Origin of the sequence: Dysgonomonas hofstadii (assembly GCF_014196915.1) — a bacterium.
GTDB lineage: Bacteria > Bacteroidota > Bacteroidia > Bacteroidales > Dysgonomonadaceae > Dysgonomonas > Dysgonomonas hofstadii.
The window spans coordinates 379,228-403,886 of the sequence record NZ_JACIEP010000002.1; the positions used below are offsets into that span (position 1 = coordinate 379,228).

The 24,659-nt window shown below is 44.4% G+C and carries 29 protein-coding genes; 24 read left to right on the plus strand and 5 right to left on the minus strand.

Annotated elements, in window-relative coordinates:
• Window positions 1–28 precede the first annotated feature (28 nt).
• Genes GGR21_RS03665 through GGR21_RS03680 form a run of 4 tightly spaced genes read right to left on the minus strand, consistent with a single transcriptional unit; the run spans window position 29 to window position 5,074 of the window.
• The gene (locus tag GGR21_RS03665) at window positions 29–2,572 is read right to left on the minus strand and encodes a phage portal protein family protein (protein WP_183305814.1); all 2,544 of its coding nucleotides are present in this window, start codon (window positions 2,570–2,572) and stop codon (window positions 29–31) included.
• Window positions 2,573–2,575: 3 nt separating this feature from the next.
• Window positions 2,576–2,992 carry a phage protein Gp36 family protein gene (locus GGR21_RS03670; protein ID WP_183305815.1) on the minus strand — a complete coding sequence of 139 codons (417 nt, stop codon included), beginning with the start codon at window positions 2,990–2,992 and terminating at the stop codon, window positions 2,576–2,578.
• Window positions 2,989–4,533 (minus strand): hypothetical protein, encoded by a 1,545-nt coding sequence (locus tag GGR21_RS03675; protein ID WP_183305816.1) that lies wholly within the window; start codon window positions 4,531–4,533, stop codon window positions 2,989–2,991. Before GGR21_RS03675 ends, GGR21_RS03670 begins: the two co-directional genes overlap by 4 nt.
• 1 nt (window position 4,534) lies before the next feature.
• Window positions 4,535–5,074 carry a phage terminase small subunit-related protein gene (locus tag GGR21_RS03680; RefSeq protein WP_183305817.1) on the minus strand — a complete coding sequence of 180 codons (540 nt, stop codon included), beginning with the start codon at window positions 5,072–5,074 and terminating at the stop codon, window positions 4,535–4,537.
• Window positions 5,075–5,236: 162 nt separating this feature from the next.
• Between GGR21_RS03680 and GGR21_RS03685 the strand changes: the two genes are divergently transcribed.
• The 21 genes from GGR21_RS03685 to GGR21_RS03785 all read left to right on the plus strand — a co-directional run bounded on the left by GGR21_RS03685 (window position 5,237) and on the right by GGR21_RS03785 (window position 21,447).
• Window positions 5,237–6,391, plus strand: coding sequence for a Clp protease ClpP (locus GGR21_RS03685; protein WP_183305818.1), 1,155 nt, complete (start codon window positions 5,237–5,239; stop codon window positions 6,389–6,391).
• A gap of 21 nt (window positions 6,392–6,412) precedes the next feature.
• Window positions 6,413–7,339 carry a hypothetical protein gene (locus GGR21_RS03690; protein WP_183305819.1) on the plus strand — a complete coding sequence of 309 codons (927 nt, stop codon included), beginning with the start codon at window positions 6,413–6,415 and terminating at the stop codon, window positions 7,337–7,339.
• A 107-nt stretch (window positions 7,340–7,446) separates the two neighbouring features.
• A complete protein-coding gene (locus tag GGR21_RS03695; protein WP_183305820.1) occupies window positions 7,447–7,812 on the plus strand; it encodes a hypothetical protein in 366 nt (121 codons plus the stop codon).
• The gene (locus GGR21_RS03700; protein ID WP_183305821.1) at window positions 7,809–9,035 is read left to right on the plus strand and encodes a DUF2586 family protein; all 1,227 of its coding nucleotides are present in this window, start codon (window positions 7,809–7,811) and stop codon (window positions 9,033–9,035) included. Before GGR21_RS03695 ends, GGR21_RS03700 begins: the two co-directional genes overlap by 4 nt.
• 103 nt (window positions 9,036–9,138) lie before the next feature.
• Window positions 9,139–9,573: a hypothetical protein gene (locus tag GGR21_RS03705; protein WP_183305822.1), complete on the plus strand. Its 435-nt coding sequence runs from the start codon at window positions 9,139–9,141 to the stop codon at window positions 9,571–9,573.
• A gap of 64 nt (window positions 9,574–9,637) precedes the next feature.
• Window positions 9,638–9,898 (plus strand): hypothetical protein, encoded by a 261-nt coding sequence (locus tag GGR21_RS03710; RefSeq protein ID WP_183305823.1) that lies wholly within the window; start codon window positions 9,638–9,640, stop codon window positions 9,896–9,898.
• Between the two features lie 82 nt (window positions 9,899–9,980).
• Window positions 9,981–10,253 (plus strand): hypothetical protein, encoded by a 273-nt coding sequence (locus GGR21_RS03715; RefSeq protein ID WP_183305824.1) that lies wholly within the window; start codon window positions 9,981–9,983, stop codon window positions 10,251–10,253.
• A gap of 38 nt (window positions 10,254–10,291) precedes the next feature.
• Window positions 10,292–10,471, plus strand: a complete 180-nt coding sequence (locus tag GGR21_RS03720) for a hypothetical protein (protein ID WP_183305825.1) — start codon at window positions 10,292–10,294, stop codon at window positions 10,469–10,471.
• Window positions 10,472–10,533: 62 nt separating this feature from the next.
• Window positions 10,534–12,426 (plus strand): phage tail tape measure protein, encoded by a 1,893-nt coding sequence (locus GGR21_RS03725; RefSeq protein ID WP_183305826.1) that lies wholly within the window; start codon window positions 10,534–10,536, stop codon window positions 12,424–12,426.
• 43 nt (window positions 12,427–12,469) lie between these two features.
• Window positions 12,470–13,117 carry a DUF6046 domain-containing protein gene (locus tag GGR21_RS03730; RefSeq protein ID WP_183305827.1) on the plus strand — a complete coding sequence of 216 codons (648 nt, stop codon included), beginning with the start codon at window positions 12,470–12,472 and terminating at the stop codon, window positions 13,115–13,117.
• Window positions 13,114–14,079 (plus strand): hypothetical protein, encoded by a 966-nt coding sequence (locus GGR21_RS03735; RefSeq protein ID WP_183305828.1) that lies wholly within the window; start codon window positions 13,114–13,116, stop codon window positions 14,077–14,079. The genes GGR21_RS03730 and GGR21_RS03735 overlap by 4 nt, the downstream gene beginning before the upstream one ends.
• A 107-nt stretch (window positions 14,080–14,186) precedes the next feature.
• Window positions 14,187–14,600 (plus strand): hypothetical protein, encoded by a 414-nt coding sequence (locus GGR21_RS03740; RefSeq protein ID WP_183305829.1) that lies wholly within the window; start codon window positions 14,187–14,189, stop codon window positions 14,598–14,600.
• Window positions 14,600–14,914 (plus strand): hypothetical protein, encoded by a 315-nt coding sequence (locus tag GGR21_RS03745; protein ID WP_183305830.1) that lies wholly within the window; start codon window positions 14,600–14,602, stop codon window positions 14,912–14,914. The genes GGR21_RS03740 and GGR21_RS03745 overlap by 1 nt, the downstream gene beginning before the upstream one ends.
• Window positions 14,911–15,366, plus strand: coding sequence for an N-acetylmuramoyl-L-alanine amidase (locus tag GGR21_RS03750; protein ID WP_183305831.1), 456 nt, complete (start codon window positions 14,911–14,913; stop codon window positions 15,364–15,366). The genes GGR21_RS03745 and GGR21_RS03750 overlap by 4 nt, the downstream gene beginning before the upstream one ends.
• Before the next feature lie 61 nt (window positions 15,367–15,427).
• The gene (locus GGR21_RS03755) at window positions 15,428–15,754 is read left to right on the plus strand and encodes a hypothetical protein (protein ID WP_183305832.1); all 327 of its coding nucleotides are present in this window, start codon (window positions 15,428–15,430) and stop codon (window positions 15,752–15,754) included.
• A 2-nt stretch (window positions 15,755–15,756) separates the two neighbouring features.
• Window positions 15,757–16,293: a hypothetical protein gene (locus tag GGR21_RS03760; RefSeq protein ID WP_183305833.1), complete on the plus strand. Its 537-nt coding sequence runs from the start codon at window positions 15,757–15,759 to the stop codon at window positions 16,291–16,293.
• A gap of 7 nt (window positions 16,294–16,300) precedes the next feature.
• Window positions 16,301–16,582, plus strand: a complete 282-nt coding sequence (locus GGR21_RS03765) for a LysM domain-containing protein (protein ID WP_183305834.1) — start codon at window positions 16,301–16,303, stop codon at window positions 16,580–16,582.
• Window positions 16,579–17,454, plus strand: a complete 876-nt coding sequence (locus GGR21_RS03770; RefSeq protein ID WP_183305835.1) for a hypothetical protein — start codon at window positions 16,579–16,581, stop codon at window positions 17,452–17,454. Before GGR21_RS03765 ends, GGR21_RS03770 begins: the two co-directional genes overlap by 4 nt.
• Window positions 17,438–17,938 (plus strand): hypothetical protein, encoded by a 501-nt coding sequence (locus GGR21_RS03775; protein WP_183305836.1) that lies wholly within the window; start codon window positions 17,438–17,440, stop codon window positions 17,936–17,938. The genes GGR21_RS03770 and GGR21_RS03775 overlap by 17 nt, the downstream gene beginning before the upstream one ends.
• Entirely contained in the window at window positions 17,931–18,824 is an 894-nt protein-coding gene (locus GGR21_RS03780) for a tail fiber protein (RefSeq protein WP_183305837.1), read from the plus strand. Before GGR21_RS03775 ends, GGR21_RS03780 begins: the two co-directional genes overlap by 8 nt.
• Before the next feature lie 10 nt (window positions 18,825–18,834).
• Window positions 18,835–21,447 (plus strand): hypothetical protein, encoded by a 2,613-nt coding sequence (locus GGR21_RS03785; protein WP_183305838.1) that lies wholly within the window; start codon window positions 18,835–18,837, stop codon window positions 21,445–21,447.
• A 2-nt stretch (window positions 21,448–21,449) separates the two neighbouring features.
• On the opposite strand, the gene GGR21_RS03790 is transcribed toward GGR21_RS03785, so the two are convergent.
• Complete coding sequence (locus GGR21_RS03790; RefSeq protein WP_183305839.1) at window positions 21,450–22,442, minus strand: acyltransferase family protein; 993 nt, start codon at window positions 22,440–22,442, stop codon at window positions 21,450–21,452.
• A 195-nt stretch (window positions 22,443–22,637) separates the two neighbouring features.
• On the opposite strand from GGR21_RS03790, the gene GGR21_RS20965 reads away from it, so the two are divergent.
• From GGR21_RS20965 to GGR21_RS03800, 3 genes are read left to right on the plus strand one after another with little or no spacing between them, the layout of a single operon-like run.
• Window positions 22,638–22,772 (plus strand): hypothetical protein, encoded by a 135-nt coding sequence (locus tag GGR21_RS20965; protein WP_262890040.1) that lies wholly within the window; start codon window positions 22,638–22,640, stop codon window positions 22,770–22,772.
• Window positions 22,769–23,905: an ABC transporter ATP-binding protein gene (locus GGR21_RS03795; protein ID WP_183305840.1), complete on the plus strand. Its 1,137-nt coding sequence runs from the start codon at window positions 22,769–22,771 to the stop codon at window positions 23,903–23,905. The genes GGR21_RS20965 and GGR21_RS03795 overlap by 4 nt, the downstream gene beginning before the upstream one ends.
• Window positions 23,902–24,402, plus strand: a complete 501-nt coding sequence (locus GGR21_RS03800; RefSeq protein ID WP_183305841.1) for a formyltransferase family protein — start codon at window positions 23,902–23,904, stop codon at window positions 24,400–24,402. The genes GGR21_RS03795 and GGR21_RS03800 overlap by 4 nt, the downstream gene beginning before the upstream one ends.
• Window positions 24,403–24,659: the final 257 nt, after the last annotated feature.

Here is a 24,659-nt window from a genome sequence, read left to right on the forward strand (position 1 = left end):
ATAAGGCAGTAATCGCAAGGTTGTTGCCTTATTTCTTTTTAATGCCGAGGCTTTGGCGGGTATATATGGTAACAGCGCCACCCCTGATAACATACACTTTCTTAATGCCCTTATTTCCCGAAATTAGCGAGCCCTTGATATGGCGAGCAATATCCGTATCGTTACCTTTGAATGAAGACAAATCGAGAACGGCCGCCGATGCTGTTTGCTCTGCCGCACCCCTTATGCGGTTACGGATAAAGTTGTCAATCTTCGATGTGCCGTCGTATGTTTTAAGGTCGGCCTTATTATTCCTGCCCCCGATTCCCAACTCCGCATTTTTATGCCCGATAGCAATTCCCCCCTCAATGTGCGGGCGTACATAAATATCTGTATCCAGCGAACGCGCCAGCTTCTTAGCCGCCACAACGTTTTGCTCCATATCCGAAAGGTCGGCGAAGTCGTTTATGTGTACCGTGTTTTCGCCCGCCTTTACGGTCTTGTTATATGGCATATATTCTTTAGCAAGTTCCGCCTGTCTGCGTACTTCGCGGCGGGTTTCCTTACCTTCTATCTGCTTGTTATAACTATTATGCTCGTTGAACACCACGCCATCGAGCCCCGTATTTCCCGACCATTCCGGCTCGGGCGTATATTCCGGCTTCCAATCCGTCAGCCTGTCGAGTGTTTGTTCCCACCAGCAACGGCAACTTGGCCCGAGCGGAGTCATATATAAACTAAGGTCGGGGCTGTCGATATTCAAAACCAAACCATCGAGGGCGGCATGTTCCGGGCGTACCCTGTCGTCGCTCATGGTGCGAAACTTTACGCGCTGGTAAATATCCTTATCCTTTTGCCAATCCTGATATTGCCGTGCCGCCTGTGCTTTGCGCGCCGCCCATGCCGCTTGCACATCGAGGTAATTACCGTTTTGTAAGTCGAGATATTTCTTTGCTTCCTCCGTATATTGCTTTTTGCTGTCTATGGAGTCGCTCAATAGTTGCACCTCATGTTGTTGTACATGGGTTTTTGTAGCGGAAAACTGCAATATGTTTTCGCGTATCTTGCGGGCAATCTCATCGGAATAATAATCTTTACCATAACCAAAGCCCGCCGCTTTGTTCAGGCGGTCGTATGTTTTCAGGATAAAGTCCTTATCAAGATCGTCGGGATTTATTTTGCCCTCGCGTATTCCTTTTATGATTCTCTCAAAAGAATCATTCCATGTTGCGGCATAGATTGGTATTACTGTAAGTCCTCCGGCCTTATTGAGCCCCCCGCCCCGAATATCGGGAGCCGTGTATGCGTAAGGGGCTAAGAGCGAAAAACTGCGTGTGTCAGGCTTTTTTTTTTGCCCTGCCGTTGGTTCGGGGTCTGTTATCCCGAGGGCGCTCTTTATCGTTGTAATAGGCAGGCCGGTAACCTTTTTCAGTTCCTCCACATCAAAATTGAAATATATTGATAAGTCTTTCACAGCATCGATATACTCTTTCATTGTCAGCGATTCGCTTTCGTCATATTCAAATGTCAGATTTTCCAACGGGGCATATACCGGGCTTAATTTTACAAGGCGCGGCTTTATTTCCTCATTAAAATAATATTTGAATATCAGCTTATCGACCTGATGGCGGTATGCAAGGATGCGTTCCTGTACCTCTGCCGCTCCGACATAGGACTTTTCATCTGTCAGCCCGGAACTTCCGAGAATACCCTTACTTATGGCATTGTCGCAAATATCCGTCATCAGCGACTTAAAGGTATTGTGCGCATCGACATTGTAGCCCTGCGGCGTTTCAATCTTTTCGTTGCCCTGTAATACGGCAAAATGATTCATTCGGAAGTTAAGCAACATCTCGAATAGTTCGTCGCGGCGGTTTGTATCCATACGGTCGGTAATAGCAAAAATAGGCGGTACCCCGTACTTTTCTATATAGGATATCCATGAACCGAGCCCCAGCTTCTTTGCCAGCACTACATTGGCAAGCATGGAAAACAGCCCGAGCGACCAATCGTTGCCCACCTGAAAATAATAGTTTTTATACGCGCCGTCGCGATAGCTTATGCCGGTTGTGTCGTATTCCTCAATCAGAACAATACCTTTTTGCGGGATAAAGTTCGATTGCGGTACTTCCTCTACATTGGCAAGCTCGCCGTTTTCGTTCAACTCATACATACATATCAGTTTCGGGCCTTCATATATGTAGGACAAAACATAATCATACATGTCGAGCATCCACGGCTTTTCGAGTAGTTTCTTTACCTCTTTTGGCGCTTCGTTGTCGTTGTTATCTACCAATTTGAACGGCGCACACTTTACGGGTAATACCCTGTTTTCGACACAACTCATCAGGTGCGAGTCAAGTTTCATGTTTTGGCGGAAGCGCATCCAATCGCCAAGCCTCGGGTCGTCAGGGTCACTCGCCGACATTACTGCCCGGATATAATCTTCTATTTCCTTACGGTTGAGTTGTACCGCCTGACGGGTATAGTCTACCCGCTTGCCGTCATTGCGCTTGTAGTATTCGGCAAAAACGAAGTTGTTGCTTGCCCTTGATAGTAACCAGCTTGCCGCTTTATCTAATATATTAGCCATTGTCTAAATGAATAAATTGTCGTTTGTAGTATTACCGTACATCAGTTTTGCCGTTGAGCCGTCATCGCCTGTTACTTCGGGCATACCGGGCAGGGATTGAATCCCGCTTTGTATTTTCGCTAAAATGGACACGGCTTCGTCATAGATTGTCTTATAATCTTCGGGAACCTTGCGAGCTGCGTTTCGTCTTACCGTCCAATAGACTACAAGCCGGGCAATGACAAATATTAATAGCGGGGTGCGTTTTACCGGGTCGTTAAATATTTCATCGGTCTTGTACCGCCCCGATATATACGATATGACAAAGGCTATTGCTTTTTCTTCAAGCCCGTCGGTTACCCTGTCATCAAACTGTTTACTATCATCAAGGAAATATTCTTGTATTACCTCTATTAAGTCCTCTTTTTCCAAATACCTCATGGCATATTATATTTTTGTTTCATTTTTCCCGTGCGCCAGCTTTTATCGCCATCGTTTTTCTTGCGCGCCGGTACCACATATTTTTCAAGTGCCGACAATGCACGCTCGTCGGCATCCGGGCTGTCGTCGTGTTCGTTACTTCCTTCCTCTACGGCGCAAAGCTGCATAACCCCTATTTGCGTATCGCTATGGGCTTTTAGTTCCTCATTGTAATATGTACGTGCATTCTGATAATAAGGCACCATTTTAAGCATACGCCCGAGTTTATTGGTATGAGGGGTATCGACTTTCATTATATTAAGCGATACATTATGCGCGTCTTCCGCTTCGTCGATATTGCGTTGTACTTCCTCATTCCAGAACTGCGACTCGTATTGAAATAAAATGTTTACCCCGTTGGGCAATCCTTTCTTAAATTCACACATCCAATTACACGCCAATTTCATTTTTGCCTGTCGGACAAAACAATCGATCATATAAAATTTTCGGTCTTTCACGCCCCACACCCTCACGGCATTGTAGTCACTTGTATCATTATCAGTATAAGCAATATCCCAATGGGCAATAATCATATCGAAGTCGAGCCAGCCGGGCAGCTTGGCCCATTGTATCATATCTTCGCTGAAATTCTTGCCCTCTAATTTCGTTTCGTGGAGGTACTCCGCGTAAGCGGCGGGTATTCCCATGTCTTCCTCTTGCTGTATATAGTATTGTTTACTATACATCGAAGGCCATGCAGGCTTATGTGTCGCTTTGTTGTATGCCTTTATCTGGTGTACCTTCCATTTAGGGTGCCGTTCCTGTAAAATGGTTTGTGTCATTACCCGCGCAAACTTATTATTAGCATATACCACGCGCCGATGATGGCCCGTCATGGTCGGAATAATATCACGTTCGATAATTTCGGCCTGCTTGCGCATCCGCTTCGGGTTCCCGATGGTATCGGGCGTTTCCAAGTCGTCGATAGACCAATAGTTCGGGCGGCGGTGCCCTATACGCACCCCGCGCACTTTCTTCTTGATACCGAAGGCACGACCAATAAAGCGCTGGTCTTTTGTCTCAAACTTTCCTAATGCCCAGCTACCCTCATTTTTTTGCTCACCAAAGTCATGAATGAGTAATGCGTTTCCTTCCAATTCGGCTTGCACATCCGAAAGCAATTCCTCCGCCCGTTCCTTACTATCCGACATCAGACAGAAAAAAACTTCCTCGCCGCGCATCCACAGCCAAAGCGGAATAATAACATTACACCATACCGACTTTGCCAAGCCGCGCCCCCATTCCGCAAAGCCTTTAAACAAAGGATTGTTTGCCACAAGGTTGGCATATTCAATCTGAAAGGCGGCACTTTCGGCGGTCGCATAATGTGGCAAATAAGTTTTAACCATAAACCGCACATCGTTTTGTGCATCGCGTATGCGGTTCATCTGGTCGGTCAGGGATTCGGCCGCATCTATCGCCGTCGCGGTACGGGCGAGTAATAATCGCTTGAGGTACGCTTCGGCTTTTTCTTTATCCTGTTTTTTCTGATTGCGTGCCATTTCAACCTAACTCATTTGTTTTTTTACGGATGTAAAATGTGTGAAAATCAAAAGCTTTATCGGAAAGGTCGGAATCAAAAGACCGCATCTCTTTGTAATAGTCGTCTGCAAAGTCTACTATTTCGCCAAGTGTAAGCGCCTTTTTCTCGTTATCTTTATTCAACTCGGCCAATACGTTTTTTTGATAAATCATATCGTTCGATACCCGCCCGGCTTCTTTGCGTAGTTTTATTTCCGAATCTTCATCCCCTGCGTCATGCGCCTCGTTTATCCTGTATTCAAGTTCGAGCCTTTTGCTTGAAAGTAAGTTTATAAGTTGTTGTACGTTTTCACGCGCTGTATTAGCCGATGATTGCCGCGTTTTTCGTAATTCCTTCCAATTACCCTCAATAGCCCACTCGGACATCGTATTTTCAGCAACGCCCAATATTCGGGCTGTATCTTTTTGCGTACGCCCTTCCTCTACTATATATCTGTATGCCTCTTTTCTAAGCTTTTCATAGTCGGGCTTGAAAGAGTTCGGCTGTTTTTTCTTAATCATCGGCTATACCTTTTTTTAGCAAAGATGCCTCTTTACATAGTCGTCCGAAAGAATTAATCTAAGGGTTAGAGCATTATTTTACAGGCGTTTACATCAACCCCATATTTGTATTGACAATAGCGCGAAAAGCGACAGAACAATCAAAAAATTCAGTCAATGTAAATGAAGAAATTACCCTTTTATATGAGTGCTGCGGCACAGGGGCAAAATGAGAAAATACCCTTTAGCATCAGCGCATCGACAGAAAGCCAAACGACCTTAATACGCATAACCGGCACAATCGGTTGGGATACTGATTCCGAGATATTTCGCAGGCAAATAGATGCGTTATCTCAACAGGGAATTGCAGACGCCCATTTATACCTTAACGGCCCGGGCGGCTCTGTCTTCGATGCGGAGGAAATAGTCAATATTATACAAAGTGTATTCAAGGGCAAGATAACGGGCGAGGGTGGCGCGCTCGTTGCCTCTGCCTATACACGTATCGCAATGATTTGCGAGACTTTCACAATGCCCGAAAACGGTATGTTCATGGTACATAAACCATCGGGTGGCGTATGGGGTACCGCGAACGATCTGCGGTCTTACCTGAAATTATTGGAAGACAAAGAGAAACAATACTTAGATATCTACAAAGCCAAAGTAACCGACAGCACCAAGCTGGAGCAACAATGGAACGCCGGCGATTGGTGGCTGACCGCTACCGAAGCTAAAGAAAACGGCTTTATATCCGAGGTCAGGGGCAAGGCAAAGATAGGCTCTACCACTACCGCCATGATTGCGGCTTGCGGTTGCCCACAAGATAGAATTCCAAAAATCAATAACTCTCAAAAAGAAGAAAACATGGATTTAAAAGCGATGGCAAAAGCCCTCGGACTGCCCGAAAGCGCAACCGAGGCAGAAATTAACGCCGCTATCGAAAAGGGTAACCAAGCACAAAAAGATTTGGAAACCCTGAAAACGGCACAAGCCCAAAAGGCAAAAGACGAACTAACTGCCAAAATCAAAAAAGATGTAGAAAAAGCAGTTGAAGAAAAACGCATTACGGCAGATAATTCCCAAAAATGGATTGACGCCCTGCATAAAGACTATGAAGGGAATAAGGAATTGCTCGACTCGCTCGAAGCCGTGGAAAAAATACCACATAAGCCAAGTCCCGGCGCCCACGGCACCACAACCAAAGCAACGCACATGGGCAAGACCTTCGAGGAACTGCAAGAAGAAAACCCGGACGCATTGGCCGACCTGATGGAAAAAGACCCGGACGCATACGATGCGATCTACAACAACTATCTGGAACGTAAAAAACTGAAATAATCACCTAACAAAAAAAGATATATGGCAACTCTTATCTCGGGGCAATGGCTTACGCAATATGTAGCCCCACAACTTTTGGAGGAATTCCGAAACTATAAGGATGACTTTCTTGCTGTCATCCCGGGGGCGCCTAAAGCCGCCATTACCGCCGACGGTATCCGCTTTAACAAGCTGATAAACAATGTAGGCTTTTTGGTAAACAACACGGCAGGCTTTACCCCTACCAAAATGACCGGCGAAAAAGTATTCATCGAATGGGAAAAGTACGACACTACCCCGACAGAGGTAGACGATGCTGAACTTCGCGCATTGCCTTACGACAAACGCTCGGAAGTTCGCAAGAAACATACGGAAGCCTTTAAAATAGGTATCCGCGACCATGTGATTTGGAAATTGGCGCCTGATGACGATACGAATGTCGACATGCCGGTAATGCGTACTTCCGGGGCTGACGATGGCACGGGACGCAAAAGGCTGACATTTAAAGATATGGTTAAATATCTTGAAATGGTTAAGGCGCTTAATCTTCCGTATCCTGAAAAGCAATATATGACACTCAGCCCTGAACATGTGACCGATCTGATTGTCGATGCCGATTCGGCGAAATTCTTCTCTACAAAGAAAATATTCTTTGACGAGGAAACGGGCAAAGTGCGTAGTATTATGGGCTTCAAGTTCTACGAAAATGCGGCGGTACCCGCGTACACTTCGGCAGGCGTGAAGAAACCGAAAGGCGCTGCGCTGACTACCGGCGACCAAAGAGCCTCTGTTTTCTTCTATGCTCCTAACGCAGTATATCACCTCGACAAAGTGAAAATATTGTATGTGGACGAACATACAGACACACGAAACCCTGACCCTAAATCGGAGTTCCGCACACAGACTTACGGTATTGTCGACCGTATTGTCGACTATGGTTTCGGCGCAATCATATCCGCTAACGTATAAATCAATTAGCTAATGTGCCGATTTGAAAATGTGCCAATAAGGCGCTAAGCGAAAAGGTATAAGTCATTGGCACATTGGCATATTATCAAATTATCGAATTAATTATCATGGCAAAATTGGATTTACAAAAGATAGCGGACGACTTTTTCAAAAGGTACCGCAAGGCGGATAAAGTTTTCATAACCACAGACGGGCAACCGTTTACGGATGAAAACTACGCTAAAACCCACGCCCAAGCTAAAGACTTGGATGTTGAAACCTTCCGCCGCAATGGCGAAGACTCAAAAGAGTATGACCTTGACGAAATGGACAGGGTGCAACTCGAAGCCTTTATCAAGGATAACGGGCTTGAAGTAATATTCTATGCCGAAACGCCTGACGAAGATTTGCGGACAATGGTTGAAAACGCAATCGAAAAAGTGGCGGAAGCGGCAAAAGCTAAAAAAACAACTTCTAAAAAAGCGAAGAAATGAGTTTCACAGGCCCAGAAATAAATAAGCTGAACGGCGGACTCGGCGGAGGGGAAACCTCCGACCGTGTCGCGGTTTTTGTTGCGGGCGCTGACGCCATCGCGGGCACATTGGAGCAATACAAGGCTTACGAACTATTACAGATTGAGGACTTGGAAGCCCGGGGCATAACGGAAGAAACCGACGCAGCAAAAAAAGAATTGACTCACTATCATTTGTCGGAGGTATTCCGCTTATCGCCCGAAACATCGGTAAACATAATCACGGTACCGAAAGCGACAAAGGTTAGCGAACTGAAAAACGATGCCGACTTTATTTCGGCTCTACGCTCTATTAACGGCTTAAATACGATATCCGTTGCCGGATTGACTGATGACGAAACGATACAGATTGCCGTGCAAGGCATGCAACTTTTGGTTGACAAGCTGGCGGAGGACTATATCTATATAGATACGGTTCAAATCGAGGGGAAAGGCGTATATATAACCGCTCCTTTGGTCGCTGACTTTGTAAATCTCCGCGAATTCGACAGCGAAATTATTTCGCCGATATGGGCACACGACCCGGCTATTGCCGAAAAAGACGAGGCCTATGCCAATCATGCGGCGGTGGGTTCCGCACTCGGAATGTTGATGGTTCGCGCCATACATGAAAATCTCGGGTCGGTAGATATCGAAATTAAGCCTAACAAGCGCAAGGCGGAGGAAAATTATACGCTGACCGATACAAAAACGGGGCGCTGGTTGTCTGCCGCACTAAGTAATGGACGCCTGTTTGAAACCCTTTCGGGGGCAGACCAGAAGAAACTCGATACTTTGGGATATATCTATGTCGGAAAATTCGAGGGCTATGGCGGCTATTATTTTTCAAACTCGCATACGTGTACCGAGGAAGACAACGACTATTGCTTCATCGAACGCAATGCCATCTGGAACAAAGGCGCGCGTATTATCCGCTCGACACTTATCCCGCGTATCCGTAGCAAGGTACAAGCAGACCCTTCGACCGGGTATATCAAAAATACCACTATCACGGATTGGGACGGCAGGGTACGCAAGAATCTGCTTGCGATGAAAAATGCGGGGAATGTTGCCGACTTCGATATTTATATCGATCCCAAACAGGCGGCCGTGTCTTCCAAGCCCTTTAAAATCAAAGTTCACTTTGTTGCCGATGGCATTGCCCACGACTTCGAGATTGACCTCGGCTTCACAAAGTCAATATGACAATTAGCTAATGTGCCAATGTGAGAATTAAGAAGAAAACGAAAGTAAGCGCATAAAACGCCATTGGCATATTGGCACATTTTCAAATTATCAAATTAAGAATATGGCATTAGATGTATTAGTAAATAAGTTCGGAAAGGTTGCCGGCTGGAATAGTACCACGGCAACCATGATGGGGCGCGATATCGAGGGCATTACCGAGTTAAAATATGACGACAACGTAGAAAAGGAAAATATCTACGGCGCCGGAAAGATGCCCATAGGACGCGGGGAAGGGAACTATAAGGCGACCGCCTCTATTACTCTGATAAAAGAGGAAGTCGACGCCCTGCAACTATCACTTGGCCCGGGCAAGCGACTGACGGATATCGCCCCGTTCGACATAGCGGTAAGCTATGACTATCTGAGTAAGATTTATAAAGACCGCATCCGCAATTGTGAGTTCACAGGGCGGAGCGTCGAAGTAAAACAAAACGATAAAGTTATTGCGACCACTTTCGAGTTGATTGTGTCGCACATTGACTGGAATATCGTGTAAACCGTAAAGCAGGGGATGGCGAAAACCTTTAATAGAGTAGCCAAATATATAAATACACACAGATATGTTCATTTTAAGAAGAATTACAAGTCAAGGTTTAGAGTTGAATACATGTTTAGGTATTGAATATGTATTAGTTCTGAAAGAGGTAAATGAGAGCGAATTTAGAGACCGCGTCAAGTTATGGGGCGAGGAAGATTTGAAAGACTTGTATGGCGTTGTGTGCTTCGATGATGGGGACTCGATAATGCCATTGTATAAAAAATCATCTTACTACATCATGACCGGCGACGGGAAAACATTCTCTAATATTTCGGAAAAATAACGCTTAATATTTTAATGTAAAAATGGAAGAAAAAGATACGAAACCCAAATTATGGGTAATCACGCAAGCGGAGTTCGACGAATTGGAGGCGAAATACAAACACCTGTATATCGTCGATATAGCCTTCGACGAAAAAGAGCGCTACCAATTTATTTCGCGCCGCCCGACGAAAGAAGTCATCGAGGCCGTGAATGAGAATAAAGGCTCCGCTTTTAAAGTTGCCGACCTGATGGTAAAAAATATGATCGTGGCGGGCGACATGGAAGCGTTGGACGACGGGGTTGTTTATTCCCGTTTGCTCGAATGTCTGACGGGTATCGTAAAAGACGGTAAAAAACTTTTTACGAAAGCATAGAGGAAGCATACACCGCTTTCAAGTCGGATACGAACCTATTGGCGCAAATAGACCTCGTTATCGAACAAACATTCGGGGTAAAGGCAAAGGACTTAGACGAGGAAGCGTGGCTCAACTTCTATGCAAAATACAGATACCTGAAAGAAATTGATATCGAAATTCAATCTAAAGTAATCACTAAGGGCGTTTTGGATGCCGCTAAAATATTGTTCGGATGAGTACAGTTACAACGCAATGGGTAGCAACGTTTACCGATGAAATCACAGGCCCCGTCGAGGGCGTGACGGATGCGGCCAACGAAGCGGCGGAAGCCATTGACGGGATGGGCGAAGCGGCGAACGGTGCGGCGGAAGAAATACAAAAAATATCGGCGATGGACTTAAAAGCCGCCGCCGATGCCATTAAAGATTTAACAAATCAGTTTGAGGAACTGATGAAGCCCGGGCAGGATTTCGAGGTACAAATGAAAAATGTGCAATCCATTACCCAGCAAACCGACGAAGAAATGAGCCGGCTCGGGGACAGCGCCCGCGAACTTGCCGTACAATTCGGAGGCGACGCTTCCGCCCAGCTTGAAAGTTTCGGGGCTATCATTGCCCGCTTTGGCCCTTCCATAGCACAAGACCAAGCGGCAATGGCCTCGATGGGTAACTCGGTATCGACATTAAGCAAGCTGATGGGCAACGATGCCGTGGGCGCAATGGACGCACTAACAACGGCGATGCTCCAATTCGGGGTTGACCTGACCGACCCGCAGACGGCGGCCGCAGAAATGGAACGTATGATGAACGTGATGGCGGCGGCGGGTAACGAGGGCGCCTCGGAAGTTGCCGACACATCGGAAGCCCTAAAAAATGCAGGGGTGCTCGCTAAACAGGCGAATGTTTCTTTTGAAGAAACAAACGCAGCTTTGCAGGCTTTGGCACAAGGCGGGCGCGTGGGAGCCGAGGCGGGTGTATCGCTTCGTAACGTACTCGGAAAAATGGGCGGTCTTGATGTGATACCGCGTAAGGCACGGGAAAAGTTAAGGGAGCTTGGTATTAACTACGATATCGTTTCCGATAAGACACTTCCTTTTGCCACCCGATTACAGGAACTGAAAAAGGCACAGGCAGACGCAACGCTTATCGCGCAAATATTCGGCGTGGAAAATGCGGCGGCCGCGAATATCCTACTCGACAGCATAGATGCACAGCAAGAAATGACGCAAGCCATATCCGGCACAAACGCGGCTTATGAAAGTGCCGATATTGTAATGAGTAGCCAGATAGAGCAACAATCGCGCATGAATGCTTGGCTCAATGACTTAAAGATTAGCTTTTTCGATGTAGCCGGTAGCATTACGCCTTTTGTTGTGGGGCTCGGGACGGTTGCCTATACGATTGCCAATATAGCCGCAGCGGCGGCAGGGATACAGAAACTTATTGTATTTGTAAAAGGCTTGACTATTGCCACCCACCTACAAACGGCGGCACAATGGGCGCTCAACGCGGCTCAGGCTCTCAGCCCTACCACATGGATAATAGCGGGTATTGTGGCCCTTATTGCCGTTGTGGTTGCATGCTGGAATAAGTTCGAGGGCTTCCGTAAGGTCGTTATGGGCGTGTGGGAAGTGATGAAAGGCTTCGGTAATATACTGAAAGATTTTGTCATTGACCGCATAAAGGGAATAATATCGGGTATCGGCGCTATTGGCGAAGCTATCTCGAAATTATTCGACGGCGATTTCTCGGGCGCGTGGGATTCGGCAAAACAGGGCGTTGCCGACCTTTCGGGATATACTGCCGTTAAGAACGCAAAGGAAAGTTTTTCTAATATGGATATCGCCGGGCTGTATAACGAGGGCGCGGCAAAAGGTGCAGCTTCATGGGCGGCCGATAATCCGAAAGAAGAAACGACCGGGCTAAGCCCTATGCAAGCCTTTCAGAGCGGACAGGCTCCGACGGGCGGAACGGGTGGCGCCGTAACGGGAACCGGCGCAGGCGGAAAAGGAGGTAAAGACCCAGGTGACGGTGTAAAGCTGTCAGGCTCGGGCGGTAGCGGGGGCGGTAAGTCTATCGTTATGACGGTAAACAACTATATCACCGGCTTTAAAGGTAGCGACGAATTGGCAAATGAGGTAGCCAAAAAGATAAATAACAGATTGTCGGACGGTTTAGCAGTATTGGGATGATGGTCGCAGACCATTTTATTGGTTGACACATGATAGCAAAGTTATGGATGCAGTAGACAGAACAAACGCACTTATTTTCGCGGATGCCATCCGCCATATATTCGGCATCAATACGCCGATATATATTCCGTGGGGCAAAAATGTGCCTTATGAGGCGGGCGAATTTTCAAATATTCAGTTTGTCCCGGAAGAAACCATACTTGAGGAATTGCCGACATCGGAATTCGGTACAAATGTTTTCGGGGCTATCATGCTTGAAGGTGGCGAATATAATATGTACGACCACGACGGTAGCCTTGTAAAAAAACGCTTTGGCGATTATACCCTGCCTTATTCCTGTATCGCCAGCTTTACCCGCGAATCGAATATAACCAAAACCGAAGTATTGGGCTCGACGGGTACCGTCAAAGAAATATACGGAAAGGGCGATTGGCAGATAACAATAAGGGGCATTGCTTTTAACCGGCGAAACGGCGAAAAAACAACGGCACACGAACAAATAAGCACGCTGTCGAAATGGGCGAATGTCTGCGACTCGATAGGTGTGAAAAGTTCGATGTTCCGCAGTAAGGAAATATACAACATTGTTATCGAAACATTTTCGGTACAACCGATTATCGGGCAATGGGACGCTATCCCCTTTCAGATCGACGCCATAAGTGACGAACCTATTGAACTGTATTTGCCATGAGTACGCTTGCGATGGCCGCCGATATATTTTTCCCCGAATCGAGGGGACGACGCGCTTTCGGTTTTAAACGCGTATCGGCTATACATACAGAAAAAAGCTGGAAGGAATTTGCGGGCATTGCAGAGCTTACGCTTCCGAGAAATGTCAGCGACTTTAAACGGGTAGAGTCCGACAACCTTTTTCAACTCGGCGACCCCATTACAATAAAATTCGGTTATGGTACCGGGGAACTGCCGACCGAATTTGTAGGGTATATATCCGATGTGGCCGACGGCGTACCGTATGTATTGAAGTGTGAAGACGAGATGTTCAAGTTGAAACGGGGCTCTGTCACCGTAAGCAAAAAGGGCATAAACCTAAAGCAGCTACTTGAAACCATCGCCCCGGATTATCAGGTAGAATGCCCGGATATTCCACTCGGAACGGTAAGGTACACGGAAAAAGCGCCCATTGCCATATTGGAAAACTTAAAAAAGGAACTTGGTATTTATACTTATTTCGTTGATAAGGTCTTGCACTCGGTAGACGGCAATTCGCAAGGGGATGAAACCATAAAGATATTGCTCGAAAAGAATGCCGTCAGCGAAAATCTGAACCGAAAAAGTGTGGCGGATGAAAAGGTACTCGTAAAATTCAAGTCCCTGCAACGAACCGGCAAATACCTGACAGTAGAGATAGGCGATAAAAACGGAACGGTGCAAGTGCGTAACTGGCCCTACCTGACAAAAGCCGAAATTGAGGTAAGGGCGAAGCGTATCGTCGAACTGCAAAAGAAAAAGGGCTTTGACGGAACGGTCGAACTTTTTGGGATCCCACGGGCGGAGCAAGGCATGATTCTCGACTTGGCAAGTATTTTCTATAAAAATATGACGGGTAAGTTTTACATCGATAAAGTAGTAAAAGATTTTGACAAGGGCGGCATCCGCCAGCAACTGACACTTGGTAATAAAGCGGAAATATGAGCGAGATAGACAAATTAGCAAAAAGCATCATGGAACGAACCGACGGTGCGCGTCAGGCGCAAATACGGTTTGCCGAATGCGTGTCGATCGATTGGGATAATAAAACCATGACGGCCAAAGGCACCGGCGACGATGTGGAATATTTGGATGTGACGCTCGGCTATGGCTTTATGGATGTAAAACCGAAGAAAGGCGCCGTTTGCCTTATCGGAATAATCGAAGGCCAGGAAGTCGTTTCCTTCCTGATAGATGCCGAGGAAGTCGAACTGATGGAAGCCCGCGCCGATAATATTGTATTCAACGAGGGAAAAAACGACGGGATACCCGTAAGCCCGGAACTAACGAAAAGGCTCAACGCCCTTGAAAAAGATTTGAATGCGGTTAAGGCGATTTTTGCCGCATGGTCGCCAATGCCTAACGATGGCGGGGCGGCTCTGAAAACTGCCATCGCCACATGGTCGGGGCAACAAATAACGGTTACAAAGCAATCGGATATCGAGGACACTAAAATAAAACACTAATGAGCAAAGGCATACTATTAGACGGTGATAACGACCTGAAAGTAAATATAAAGCGCGACAGTAACGGACTGATAACCGACGGGCTGACAATAGGCGAGCGCACCATGCAAGACGCTTATATCGTGCTTGCCAGCAATCAGGGGGATATAAAGGAAGACCCGCTCTGCGGCTCCAACCTTTTGCGCATGATACGCGGGAAAGCCGATATCGAAAAGATACGCAAAACGGTAGAGATAGCCCTTGCCCGTGTGAAGATAAGGCTCGACGACATAAAAAATCAATTGGATATAATCATTAACAAAGTGAGCGTATGAGAAAGATAAACAAAATAATAATTCATTGCGCGGCTACAAAAGAGGGGCAAAACTTTACCGTTGCCGATATTACCAAATGGCATAAAGCCCGGGGCTTTGCCACTATCGGCTACCACTATGTGATATACTTGGACGGCTCAGTACATACAGGCCGCCCGGAATCCCAGATAGGGGCACACGTTCAGGGGCAGAATTCCGACTCTATCGGTATTTGCTATATCGGGGGCGTGGACTTGAACGGGAAGCCGAAAGATACCCGCACACAGGCACAAAAAGAGGCTTTGAAAAAGCTGGTTAAGGAACTAAAAGCCAAATATCCCGGCGCAACCGTTTTGGGGCATCGTGATTATTCGCCCGATAGGAACGGCGACGGAATTATAGAGGAATGGGAATGGATGAAAGCCTGCCCGTCCTTCGATGTAAGAAAATGGCTAAAAGAAGAAAATATATAAAGCTATGAATGTACTTGATATAATCAGCCTATTGCTCAACCTTATACTCGGGGGCGGCTTATTGGTATCACTCGCAACCCTTCGCCAAACAAAGCGCAAAGCGGGGGCGGAAGCCGAAAAGGCAATTGCCGAGGCGCGCGCCGATGAAATTAAAAACGTGGATGCCGCTATAATGATATGGCGCAAGCTGGCGGAAGATATGTCGGACAAATACAACGACATGAGTAATAAATGCGAAGCCCTTTCGCGGAGCGTTGAGAATCTGACAACCGAAGTAAATCGCCTACGGCTGACAAATAACCGCATCATTCGCTTATTGGATAAGATTACCCCCGAAAACTTGGAGCATGTGGTTGCTGAAATTAAACAGGAATTAAACAAGGATTAAATATGAAAAATAGAGATGCAACGAGAACTATCATAACCTGCTTATGCTGTATGTTCATCATGTACGCATGCGTATCGTGCAAAACCTCTCAGAAGGTAGCAACCGAAAGTAGCGTCAAAGAGCAAAAGGATATTGCCAACGATATCACATCGTCTGAAATATCATCCATTGACGAAGCCGTACAACGATCGATTGAAAAACTGAAAAGCGGGAAATACGGGATTATCATTAACCGCGTCGAATATGATACTGATAAACCTGCCGACACGATAACCGGGAAGCCTCCAATAAAAAGCGATACAAAAACAAGAATCTCGGCTCAGGAAGATATCAGGGAAATAGATAATACAACAACCGACCGAAAGGAAACCGTTTCCTCCGAGTTATCCGATAAGACAATAGATAAATCGAAAGTACAAACGGAAGATATAACGAAAACAGAGCGGGAACTTAGTCGCATAGAGGTATTAGCCATTTGCTTGGTTGCCGCGCTGTTTATCGTACTTGCAATTTATATAATCAGAAAATTTAAAAAGTAGCCCGACAATGGAAACCAAAGTAATAGCCAAACAAAGCCTTTTCGATATCGCCATACTTGCGGGCGGCTCTATCGAGTCGGTATTCGATATTGCCCTGCAAAACGACTTGAGTATAACGGGCGAAATGTCGGCGGGACAAACAATCGACATATCGGGCATCGAGGGCAACCAGATAACCGACTATTACAGAGTAAAAGGCATTATGCCGACAACATTTTCAAGTCAGGAAATATTCACGCTTTCAGGCCTCGGATATATGGCCCTTGAAGAAAACTTTATCGTATCATGACAATAGCGGATATAAAAAAGACAATGACCGATACCTATATTAATGACCCCGATGTCATTGTAAAATACGGGCTGGAAAGCGGCAAAACATTCGAGGAACAATTTTCGGTTGTCTCGCTCGAAAATATATGGTTTTTCATTGTAGCCACGGCTGTTTGGCTATTCGGGTATAAGCAATTGGTGCAACACAAAACGGATGTCGCCAATATATTAAGGGAAAACAAAGCCCATCGCCCGAATTGGTACGCCATGATGGCGAAGCAATTTCAATATGGTTACGCGCTGGTTCCCGATACTGACTACTACGATAATACAGGGCTGACCGAAGCACAAATAGCGGCATCGCGCATCGTGAAATTTGCGGCCGCCGTGGAGACGAAGGACAAAAGTATAACATATTTAAAGATTGCAACCGAGGCAACCGGACAAAAACAGCCCCTATCGTCCGCCCAGCTTACAGCCTTTACGGCCTATATGATAGACGAAACATCCGACACGGGTGTAAGGATAGAAATAATAAATGCTCCGGCAGATACGATGCGGCTGAAAGCCGATGTGTATTTCAATCCGTTGGTATTGGATAGAGAGGGTAAACGCCTCGACGGAACGAACGACACGCCGGTACAGGACGCCATACGGTCGTACCTGAGTAACCTTTCATTTAATGGGTTATATGCGAATCAATCGCTTGTAGATAGCGCTCAGGTTGTGGAAGGTGTAGAATTATTCGAACTAAAGGAAGCGGCATCGAAATACGGTACATATACGGAATTTCAGCCGATAAATGCCCGCAGCATTCCTTATGCCGGCCATTATGCAATTAGTGACGCTAACCTGATATTAAACTTTATAGCGTATGAAGAATATATATAATATCAGCTATTCGCGGGTGGCATTGCTCCTTATTCCTTTTGTCATCAGGAAAAAGATACTCGTTGCTTTTCTTGCGGCATTTATGAGGCCCCTCGAAAATCTGAACGAAGACTTTACTGCGTTCCGCAACTCTGTCGATACTTCGGTAAAATCGCAAGTGTGCTATATGCGCGGAATGCTGAACGATTACTTTGACTATTTCGACCGCCGTATCAGGATACGCACGGCGGCTTTAGATAAAAGCTATTATCTGCTTTGGCAAGACCAATATAACAAGCCGATAATGGTATATAATGAAGATAACCCGGATACATACAAGCCCTACCTTTTGAGTAAAGACGGGCAGATAGGAACAAACAACCCTGATTTTGAGGTTGTCCTTCCCCCGGGATACGTTCTTTCGGAAAGCGACCGAATTCAAATGGAGGCTTTAATCAACAATAATAAGTTAGCATCAAAAAAATACATTATAACCAATGGATAGTATTAATTTTTTAGGTAAGGCGGATTTTCCGATTTCCTCGCAAACAATGGAGATGTTGCAGGGTATGACACAACTTGCCGGCGCGCTGGCAATACTCGGCGGCCCTAACTATATATTGACAGGGTGCAACGAAAGCGGCGTCGGAGTAGTGAGCCCCGGTATTATCGTTATCGGCGGGCAGCCCTATGCCTTTTTAGGAGGAAATAAAAAGGCAAAGATAACCATTCAGGAAACGAAAGAAAATCTTATTGCCTTCGGAGTGGAATATCCCGAAGCAAGGACAAAGCGGGCGGTTGTTTTTTCGGATACGGGCGAATATGTGTGGGCGGACTTTGAGCGGGTACCTACTAATTTGGAATTGAAAACGCTTTTTCAATCCATAAAAGGGGATGCACCAGGAACCGTAAAGATGTGGGCGGGACAGGTTTCGAAAATTCCTGTCGGATATATGCTGTGTAATGGCGATGAACTTTTAATAAGTGCTTACCCTGACTTATTTGATACACTCGGCGTTTCCTTTGGGGGCAACGGTATTTCGAGTTTTAAGTTGCCTGATTTGAGAGGGCGGTTTGTGGTTAGCTATGACAGTTCGGATACTGATTATAACGAAATTAATAGTTCAAAGAAAGGCGGCTCTAAAACAGCAAAGTTAATTGAGTCTAACCTTCCGCCACATAAACATATTATGCCGTGGGGTGAAAATGTAAATGTGGATTGGAACCCGCCTTGGGGATACGCCCAAGATTACATGGGAAATCGACGCGGTAGTAACGGTAATGATAATGACAACTCATGGGCGTATACTTCGCCGGTAGGGGATAGTGTACCCTTTGATATAAGACCGCCATATTTTACCCTTGCATACATAATTAAAGTAACTGCATAAAATTATCACTATGATTAGTTTATCAGATATAAAGAAAATATTCGTACCGAAAGCATTTCCGACGGCCGATCAGTTCTGGAATACTTTTTCTTCTTTTTGGCATAAGTCGGAGCGTTTGCCAATAGAGCAAGTTTACGGGCTTAACGCGGCGCTCAATGATAAAGCGACTAAAGCCGAGTTAGCGAATGCAACAACCAATTTCAAAGGGTATCACACAAGTTTGGCAAAATTACAGACCGAGTATCCGCAGACCAAAAACAAAAAAGATTGGTTTGCGTGGGTCGGCTCTCCATATCCGGGCACCGTTTACAAAGTGTTTGCCGATGGCGGAGCGTGGACTGATACGGGCGAAGTGCCGACACAACAAGAAATAGATTTGGCAGAGTATGCGAAGTTAAACGGCAATAATGGGGATAAGGTAGTATATGTAAAAAACGGATTGGTAAAAATCGAAACAACCCAATCAGCAATAAATTTATATGAAGGGGTTGGCTTCCAAAATAAGGCTGTTAATGGCAATACTGGCGAATTATACGATTACACAGGGGCTGATGTGTCAAAACCTATGAATGTAAGCGGACTGAACAAAATAAAAATGTATGCTACGAATTATTTTGATAGCCGTGTTTATTTTTTTAAAGATTTAGGACTAACCCAATATCTTGGTATGTCTTCTAATGGCGAGTCCGGCACTGGACTATTTCAGACAAAGCCAATAGAATATAATATTATGTCGGGCAGTAGCTATGCCGTAATCTATACTCGCAATGTGCAGGTAAATGGCGGTTCGAATTTCGCTAATTTAACGTTTGAGAATGCTATTGATGCGAAAACATTGCTTAAAATTGGTGACGATTCGGCCGTGTTGGATAGTAACGAAATCTTTAAAATTTATCATCTCAATACAGATACTGATCTTGACGACGTATTGAATGGTACATACTTTGTAAAGCGTTCGGCAATAGACTATGTTGATTTAGTAAGGGCTGATATTTTTAAAAATAAATATTTCGATTCGAATTTTGAACTGAAAGAAAGCATATGGGGAGATGATAAGGTAGATGCTGTAATATGTGAGTTGAGTACAAGCAAAATTCTTATTTCGACTTATATATCACCATCAACAAGTAAATATGTTTTTTTGTTGGATGAAAGTAAAAATGTTATAAAAAAAATACAGTATCCAAGAGGAGCATTGACTAATGAGGTAATAGATACAGAAAATGCAAAATATATTGCCCTCAATGACAATAAAGGTTACCCGTTTTTAACCAAGGGATGGCTCAACGGTAATTCGTATGTAAGGCAATATTATAATACGAATACACTTACACAAGATAAGTATGATACAGGACTAAATAAGATAGCCTATAGAACGAAAACGGGTAACACGTGGGGTGATTGGTTATACACTGTTTATATATCATCCGATGGCAAAGATTATGTAACCCCTAATGATATAGCGTTGGGTAGTCAGATAGAGAGAATAAACGAAGCAATAAACAGAGCTGTACAAACAAACAGAAGGGTTGTTATACCACGAATTGATGAAATTGAAAAGACAAACAAGTGGCTTATAGATTCTGCCATTGTCTTACCAAGTAATATTACAGTAGAGCTAAATAATTGCCATATTCAACAGTCAGACCTTTGTCGTGATAATATCTTTCGGACAGCAAATGTTGAAGTTGGGAAAACAACCTTTGAAACCCTTGAAAATATACATATCAAAGGTATAGGAACCGTTATATTAGAGGGGGCGAACAATCCCCGTTCTACGGGAGATTGGAATAAACAATTGACTTTAAATTCTTCTGGTGGTTGGGTTTCCTACGGTTCAGATGCAGGAAAAGCGGGGCAAAACCAACACGGTGGTTGGCTTAATAATACATTCTGTTTTGTTCATGTAGATAAATTCAGCATTAGCAATGTAGTTGTAAGAGAGCCACATGCATGGGGGATGATTGCAGCTTATTGTACAAGCGGAATTATATCAGACATTACCATAGAGGGCAATGGCTATCGGGTGATTAATGGTGTTAAACAATACATAAAGAATCAAGGCGCATTTATTGCTGTACAGGGTTGTCACGACATAGAGTTTAATAATTTTTACGGCTTCAATAGCGATGATATTATAGAAATAGGTACATTATTATGGACGGCAGGCTCACCAGAAGCATCACAACACCCTTCAGGCGAACAAAACAATATATCGCCAACAGGTGATGTGTATAAAGATACAGGTGATGATACATATAACATTGTTATCCGAAATATATTTGCAAAAGCCGAAGCCGAAAATATGGTATATGCGTTGATTAAATTTGGGTCGTCCAATCAGCAGAAACAGTACAATATAACCGTAGATAACGTGTTTTCGACAAAACCGGCATTGATCACGTTTGATTATTATAATACAAATGGGGGCAAATCAATAGCTCATTCATTTCGTAACATAGGTTCGAACATTAGATTCTGGTGTAGGAATGCGAATGCTACGATTCCTACATACAGTACTTTTAGGGATATATGGTATATAGGTACAGGTGAAATATTTGATACTTATATTCTTAACGGACAGGGTAATGTGTTTGAAAATACAAGAAAAATAAGCATCTAAGATTATTTTCGATTGCCTACAAGTATAGGACAATGCTTTTGAATGAATAGAATGGGATAATATAATAGAATCATTATGAGTGCAGATATCAATATGTTAGATGTAAAACTAACATTAGTAAATCCGAACAATAAAAATAATGCTTTATATATAAACATTGGCATTTGCAAATGGAAAGCTAATATTACAATAGTACCAGATGAAAATACATACATTAAATGAGATTTTATATTGTTAAACAATTTGAAAAGTGAAATCGACATGCAACATCCAATAAAAGCATTTATATAAAAAAGGAACAATGATTTACCAAAAAAGCACCCATGCATCCCAATTGTTCCATTTAGCTTACTACTGATGGTTAATATAAAAAGAGATAAAAAAAAAGTGAATAACAGGATATATTTATTAGTGACTTTGGTGTCAAGTGCATACTTTTTAAAATAGTATCCACCTATAAAAAAGGGTAACGCCATAATAGAAGAATCAACAGTAAAATATAAATCAATTCCTTTTGAGGTTATAAAGTTAAAGCATAATACAACGAGTATCGTTATAATGGGTATTTGAAACTTGAGCCTCAATTTTAAAATAAAATAAGATATGATTTTTAAATTAAATATGCAAATAAGAAACCAACATGCACCTGCCGGGGACTTGCCATCCGCAATAAGGAAGTAAAGCAATAATTTCTTTAGGTCTTCCCCAATATAAATGTAATATGGAATTAATATTATAAATACAATGATATTGAATAAAATATATGGAATAATTAAAGATGTAAAGTTTTTTTCGAGTAAGGTTTTTAAATTATCAGATGGAGTAAACAAAATGCCAGACAGAAGAAAAAACAAGGGCATATGAAAGCTATAAATGAATTGCTGGTATATTTTATACTCATCAGTATATGGGCAATGACCTAAAACAACCAGAAAAATTCCAATTGTTTTAGCCCAATCTATCCAATTTATTCTTTTTTGTTGTGTAATTCCCATAAGACAAAATAATAAGCCCCCATCTCCGATTAACCGAATTTCTCACGCTCGGTTAATCAATAAAGGTGACGACACACCACGACAGAGGCCATTTAAGCCTTTGGTTGTTGGCGTGTCGTCGCCGTTTTATATACGTGAGAACTGCAAAAATAAGAATTAAATCATATTTAATCATCATTTAAAAACAATTTAAACATGGAAAAGAAGAAAGGTTTTAGCTACAAAAGCCAATATGGCGTTGTTGTTGTCTGCAAAAATGAAGCGGAACAAAAACAGATTTATGAAAAACTTAGAAAAGAGGGATTAACATTAAAAGTAGTTTGTGTATGAAAATTGAGATTAAGCACAGATGCAGCGACTTTGACAGTTACAGAGCCGCCCGCGTCAAAAGTTTATTTAACGCCGAAAACGGTTGTAATTGGGAGCATGTGGCAGAGTTACCTATCGAGGGCGACGATTGGCAAATAGGGCTTGTCGTCGGGGCTTCGGGAACCGGCAAGACAAGTATAGGTTCGCAGATATTCGGGAAACCGATACACGACCTTTATTCGGGTTGGGACAGTAACAAGCCGATAGTGGATTGTATCACGCCCGACGGCGATTTTAACGCAGTAACGGGGGCATTGTCTTCGGTAGGCCTCGGCGATGTTCCGGCATGGCTTCGCCCGTTTCATGTATTAAGTAACGGCGAAAAGTTCAGGGCCGGGCTGGCACGCTTGGTATGCGAATGCCCGGATAAAGTTGTTGTCGATGAATTTACAAGCGTTATCGATCGGCAGATTGCCAAAGTAGGTGCGGCAGCTTTCGCCAAGACATGGCGGCGTGGAAAGGGGCAAATAGTTCTTTTATCCTGTCACTACGATATTATTGAATGGTTGCAGCCCGATTGGGTTTACGACACAAACGAGGCGCGGTTTATCCGTGGATGTCTTCGGCAACGGCCAAGCCTCGAACTTCAAATATATAAAGTCAAAGGAACTGTCTTCCGGCATTTTAAGCCGCATTATTATTTAGACCTTCCACACCCGGTAGCGGCCGAATACTTTGTCGGGGTGATTGGTGACGAGCCTGTTTGCCATTCGGCGGTGGCTCCTTTGTTTACTGCCGGGGCATACCGGGCAACGCGCCTCGTTACTATGCCCGAGTGGCAGGGAATCGGAGTCGGCACAAGGTTTTTGAATGCGGTATGCGAATATCACTTACAGGGTAACGGACGATGCGGAAATAAGTATCCCGTGTTTTTCCATACCTCGCACCCGCAGCTTTGCGGCGCATTGCGGCACTCTAAGAAGTGGGAGCAAACAAACGCATCATTGTACGGCTCAAACAAGAAGCGAAGCGCGGAAAGCATCCAAAGGGCACACGCCAAAGCGGGCAACGAGGGCAAAATAACCGGCGCGGGTTATGGCGGACACTTTCGGGCGGTACAAGCATTTAAGTATATAGGAGATACAAAAGTATGAAAGTAGCAATTTTAGGTAAAGACCACACACGGGCATATATCGAAGCCCGTAAACTTGTGCTATCATTGGGGCATGAGGCTGTAAGTGACATTAACGGGGCAGAGTTAGCCATTGCCCCGTTATTGACAGATATATTGTCGCCGGGGCAGATATACGCCCCGAAGTACGGAACACTTATCTTTCATCCGTCACCGTTACCATACGGTCGCGGAGCAAGTGCCATCAAGTGGGCATATAAGCGTAACGAACCAATCACGGCCGCCACATGGTTTTGGGCGAACCTCTACAAAGTGGATAGCGGCGACATTTGCGAGCAAGAAGTGATAAAGATTGATTATTCATTGCCGCCGCGCGAGTTCTACGATGTGCACGCTGTACCCGCATTGCTCCGCACGTTGGAGCGTGCCCTTACAGGCATTGCCGCCGGGCATATACGGCGCGTTCCTCAGGTGCAAGCGTACTCAACGTTTGACTTCCTATACAAGAAAGGCTCCTAACTCGGAGCCTCTTCTGTTTATCGGTTTTTCGCAATTTTATGTACATTTGGTTCTGAATTGTTGTACATTTGGTTTTTGCAATTATAAATCATCAAAATATACATTCCTAAATATTTTTTCATATCTATATCTTTTTTAAAGGGAATCAGTAATTCATATTGTTAAAAGTTGACAAAGTTGACACATATTTTAATTTTTGATTTGTTCCTGTGATCCTGAGGGACGAAGGATATAGATGCAGAAGCTTCGCTACGCTT

What these genes read in the sequence shown, in the direction of transcription:
- GGR21_RS03730 (WP_183305827.1), top strand. Translation starts at nt 12,470, where the DNA reads ATGGATGCAGTAGACAGAACAAACGCACTTATTTTCGCGGATGCCATC.
- GGR21_RS03745 (WP_183305830.1), top strand. Translation starts at nt 14,600, where the DNA reads ATGAGCAAAGGCATACTATTAGACGGTGATAACGACCTGAAAGTAAAT.
- GGR21_RS03705 (WP_183305822.1), top strand. Translation starts at nt 9,139, where the DNA reads ATGGCATTAGATGTATTAGTAAATAAGTTCGGAAAGGTTGCCGGCTGG.
- GGR21_RS03790 (WP_183305839.1), bottom strand. Translation starts at nt 22,442, where the DNA reads ATGGGAATTACACAACAAAAAAGAATAAATTGGATAGATTGGGCTAAA.
- GGR21_RS03785 (WP_183305838.1), top strand. Translation starts at nt 18,835, where the DNA reads ATGATTAGTTTATCAGATATAAAGAAAATATTCGTACCGAAAGCATTT.
- GGR21_RS03770 (WP_183305835.1), top strand. Translation starts at nt 16,579, where the DNA reads ATGACAATAGCGGATATAAAAAAGACAATGACCGATACCTATATTAAT.
- GGR21_RS03685 (WP_183305818.1), top strand. Translation starts at nt 5,237, where the DNA reads ATGAAGAAATTACCCTTTTATATGAGTGCTGCGGCACAGGGGCAAAAT.
- GGR21_RS03765 (WP_183305834.1), top strand. Translation starts at nt 16,301, where the DNA reads ATGGAAACCAAAGTAATAGCCAAACAAAGCCTTTTCGATATCGCCATA.
- GGR21_RS03680 (WP_183305817.1), bottom strand. Translation starts at nt 5,074, where the DNA reads ATGATTAAGAAAAAACAGCCGAACTCTTTCAAGCCCGACTATGAAAAG.
- GGR21_RS03735 (WP_183305828.1), top strand. Translation starts at nt 13,114, where the DNA reads ATGAGTACGCTTGCGATGGCCGCCGATATATTTTTCCCCGAATCGAGG.
- GGR21_RS03710 (WP_183305823.1), top strand. Translation starts at nt 9,638, where the DNA reads ATGTTCATTTTAAGAAGAATTACAAGTCAAGGTTTAGAGTTGAATACA.
- GGR21_RS03740 (WP_183305829.1), top strand. Translation starts at nt 14,187, where the DNA reads ATGACGGCCAAAGGCACCGGCGACGATGTGGAATATTTGGATGTGACG.
- GGR21_RS03775 (WP_183305836.1), top strand. Translation starts at nt 17,438, where the DNA reads ATGAAGAATATATATAATATCAGCTATTCGCGGGTGGCATTGCTCCTT.
- GGR21_RS03780 (WP_183305837.1), top strand. Translation starts at nt 17,931, where the DNA reads ATGGATAGTATTAATTTTTTAGGTAAGGCGGATTTTCCGATTTCCTCG.
- GGR21_RS03695 (WP_183305820.1), top strand. Translation starts at nt 7,447, where the DNA reads ATGGCAAAATTGGATTTACAAAAGATAGCGGACGACTTTTTCAAAAGG.
- GGR21_RS03665 (WP_183305814.1), bottom strand. Translation starts at nt 2,572, where the DNA reads ATGGCTAATATATTAGATAAAGCGGCAAGCTGGTTACTATCAAGGGCA.
- GGR21_RS03760 (WP_183305833.1), top strand. Translation starts at nt 15,757, where the DNA reads ATGAAAAATAGAGATGCAACGAGAACTATCATAACCTGCTTATGCTGT.
- GGR21_RS03800 (WP_183305841.1), top strand. Translation starts at nt 23,902, where the DNA reads ATGAAAGTAGCAATTTTAGGTAAAGACCACACACGGGCATATATCGAA.
- GGR21_RS03670 (WP_183305815.1), bottom strand. Translation starts at nt 2,992, where the DNA reads ATGAGGTATTTGGAAAAAGAGGACTTAATAGAGGTAATACAAGAATAT.
- GGR21_RS03675 (WP_183305816.1), bottom strand. Translation starts at nt 4,533, where the DNA reads ATGGCACGCAATCAGAAAAAACAGGATAAAGAAAAAGCCGAAGCGTAC.
- GGR21_RS03700 (WP_183305821.1), top strand. Translation starts at nt 7,809, where the DNA reads ATGAGTTTCACAGGCCCAGAAATAAATAAGCTGAACGGCGGACTCGGC.
- GGR21_RS20965 (WP_262890040.1), top strand. Translation starts at nt 22,638, where the DNA reads ATGGAAAAGAAGAAAGGTTTTAGCTACAAAAGCCAATATGGCGTTGTT.
- GGR21_RS03690 (WP_183305819.1), top strand. Translation starts at nt 6,413, where the DNA reads ATGGCAACTCTTATCTCGGGGCAATGGCTTACGCAATATGTAGCCCCA.
- GGR21_RS03750 (WP_183305831.1), top strand. Translation starts at nt 14,911, where the DNA reads ATGAGAAAGATAAACAAAATAATAATTCATTGCGCGGCTACAAAAGAG.
- GGR21_RS03795 (WP_183305840.1), top strand. Translation starts at nt 22,769, where the DNA reads ATGAAAATTGAGATTAAGCACAGATGCAGCGACTTTGACAGTTACAGA.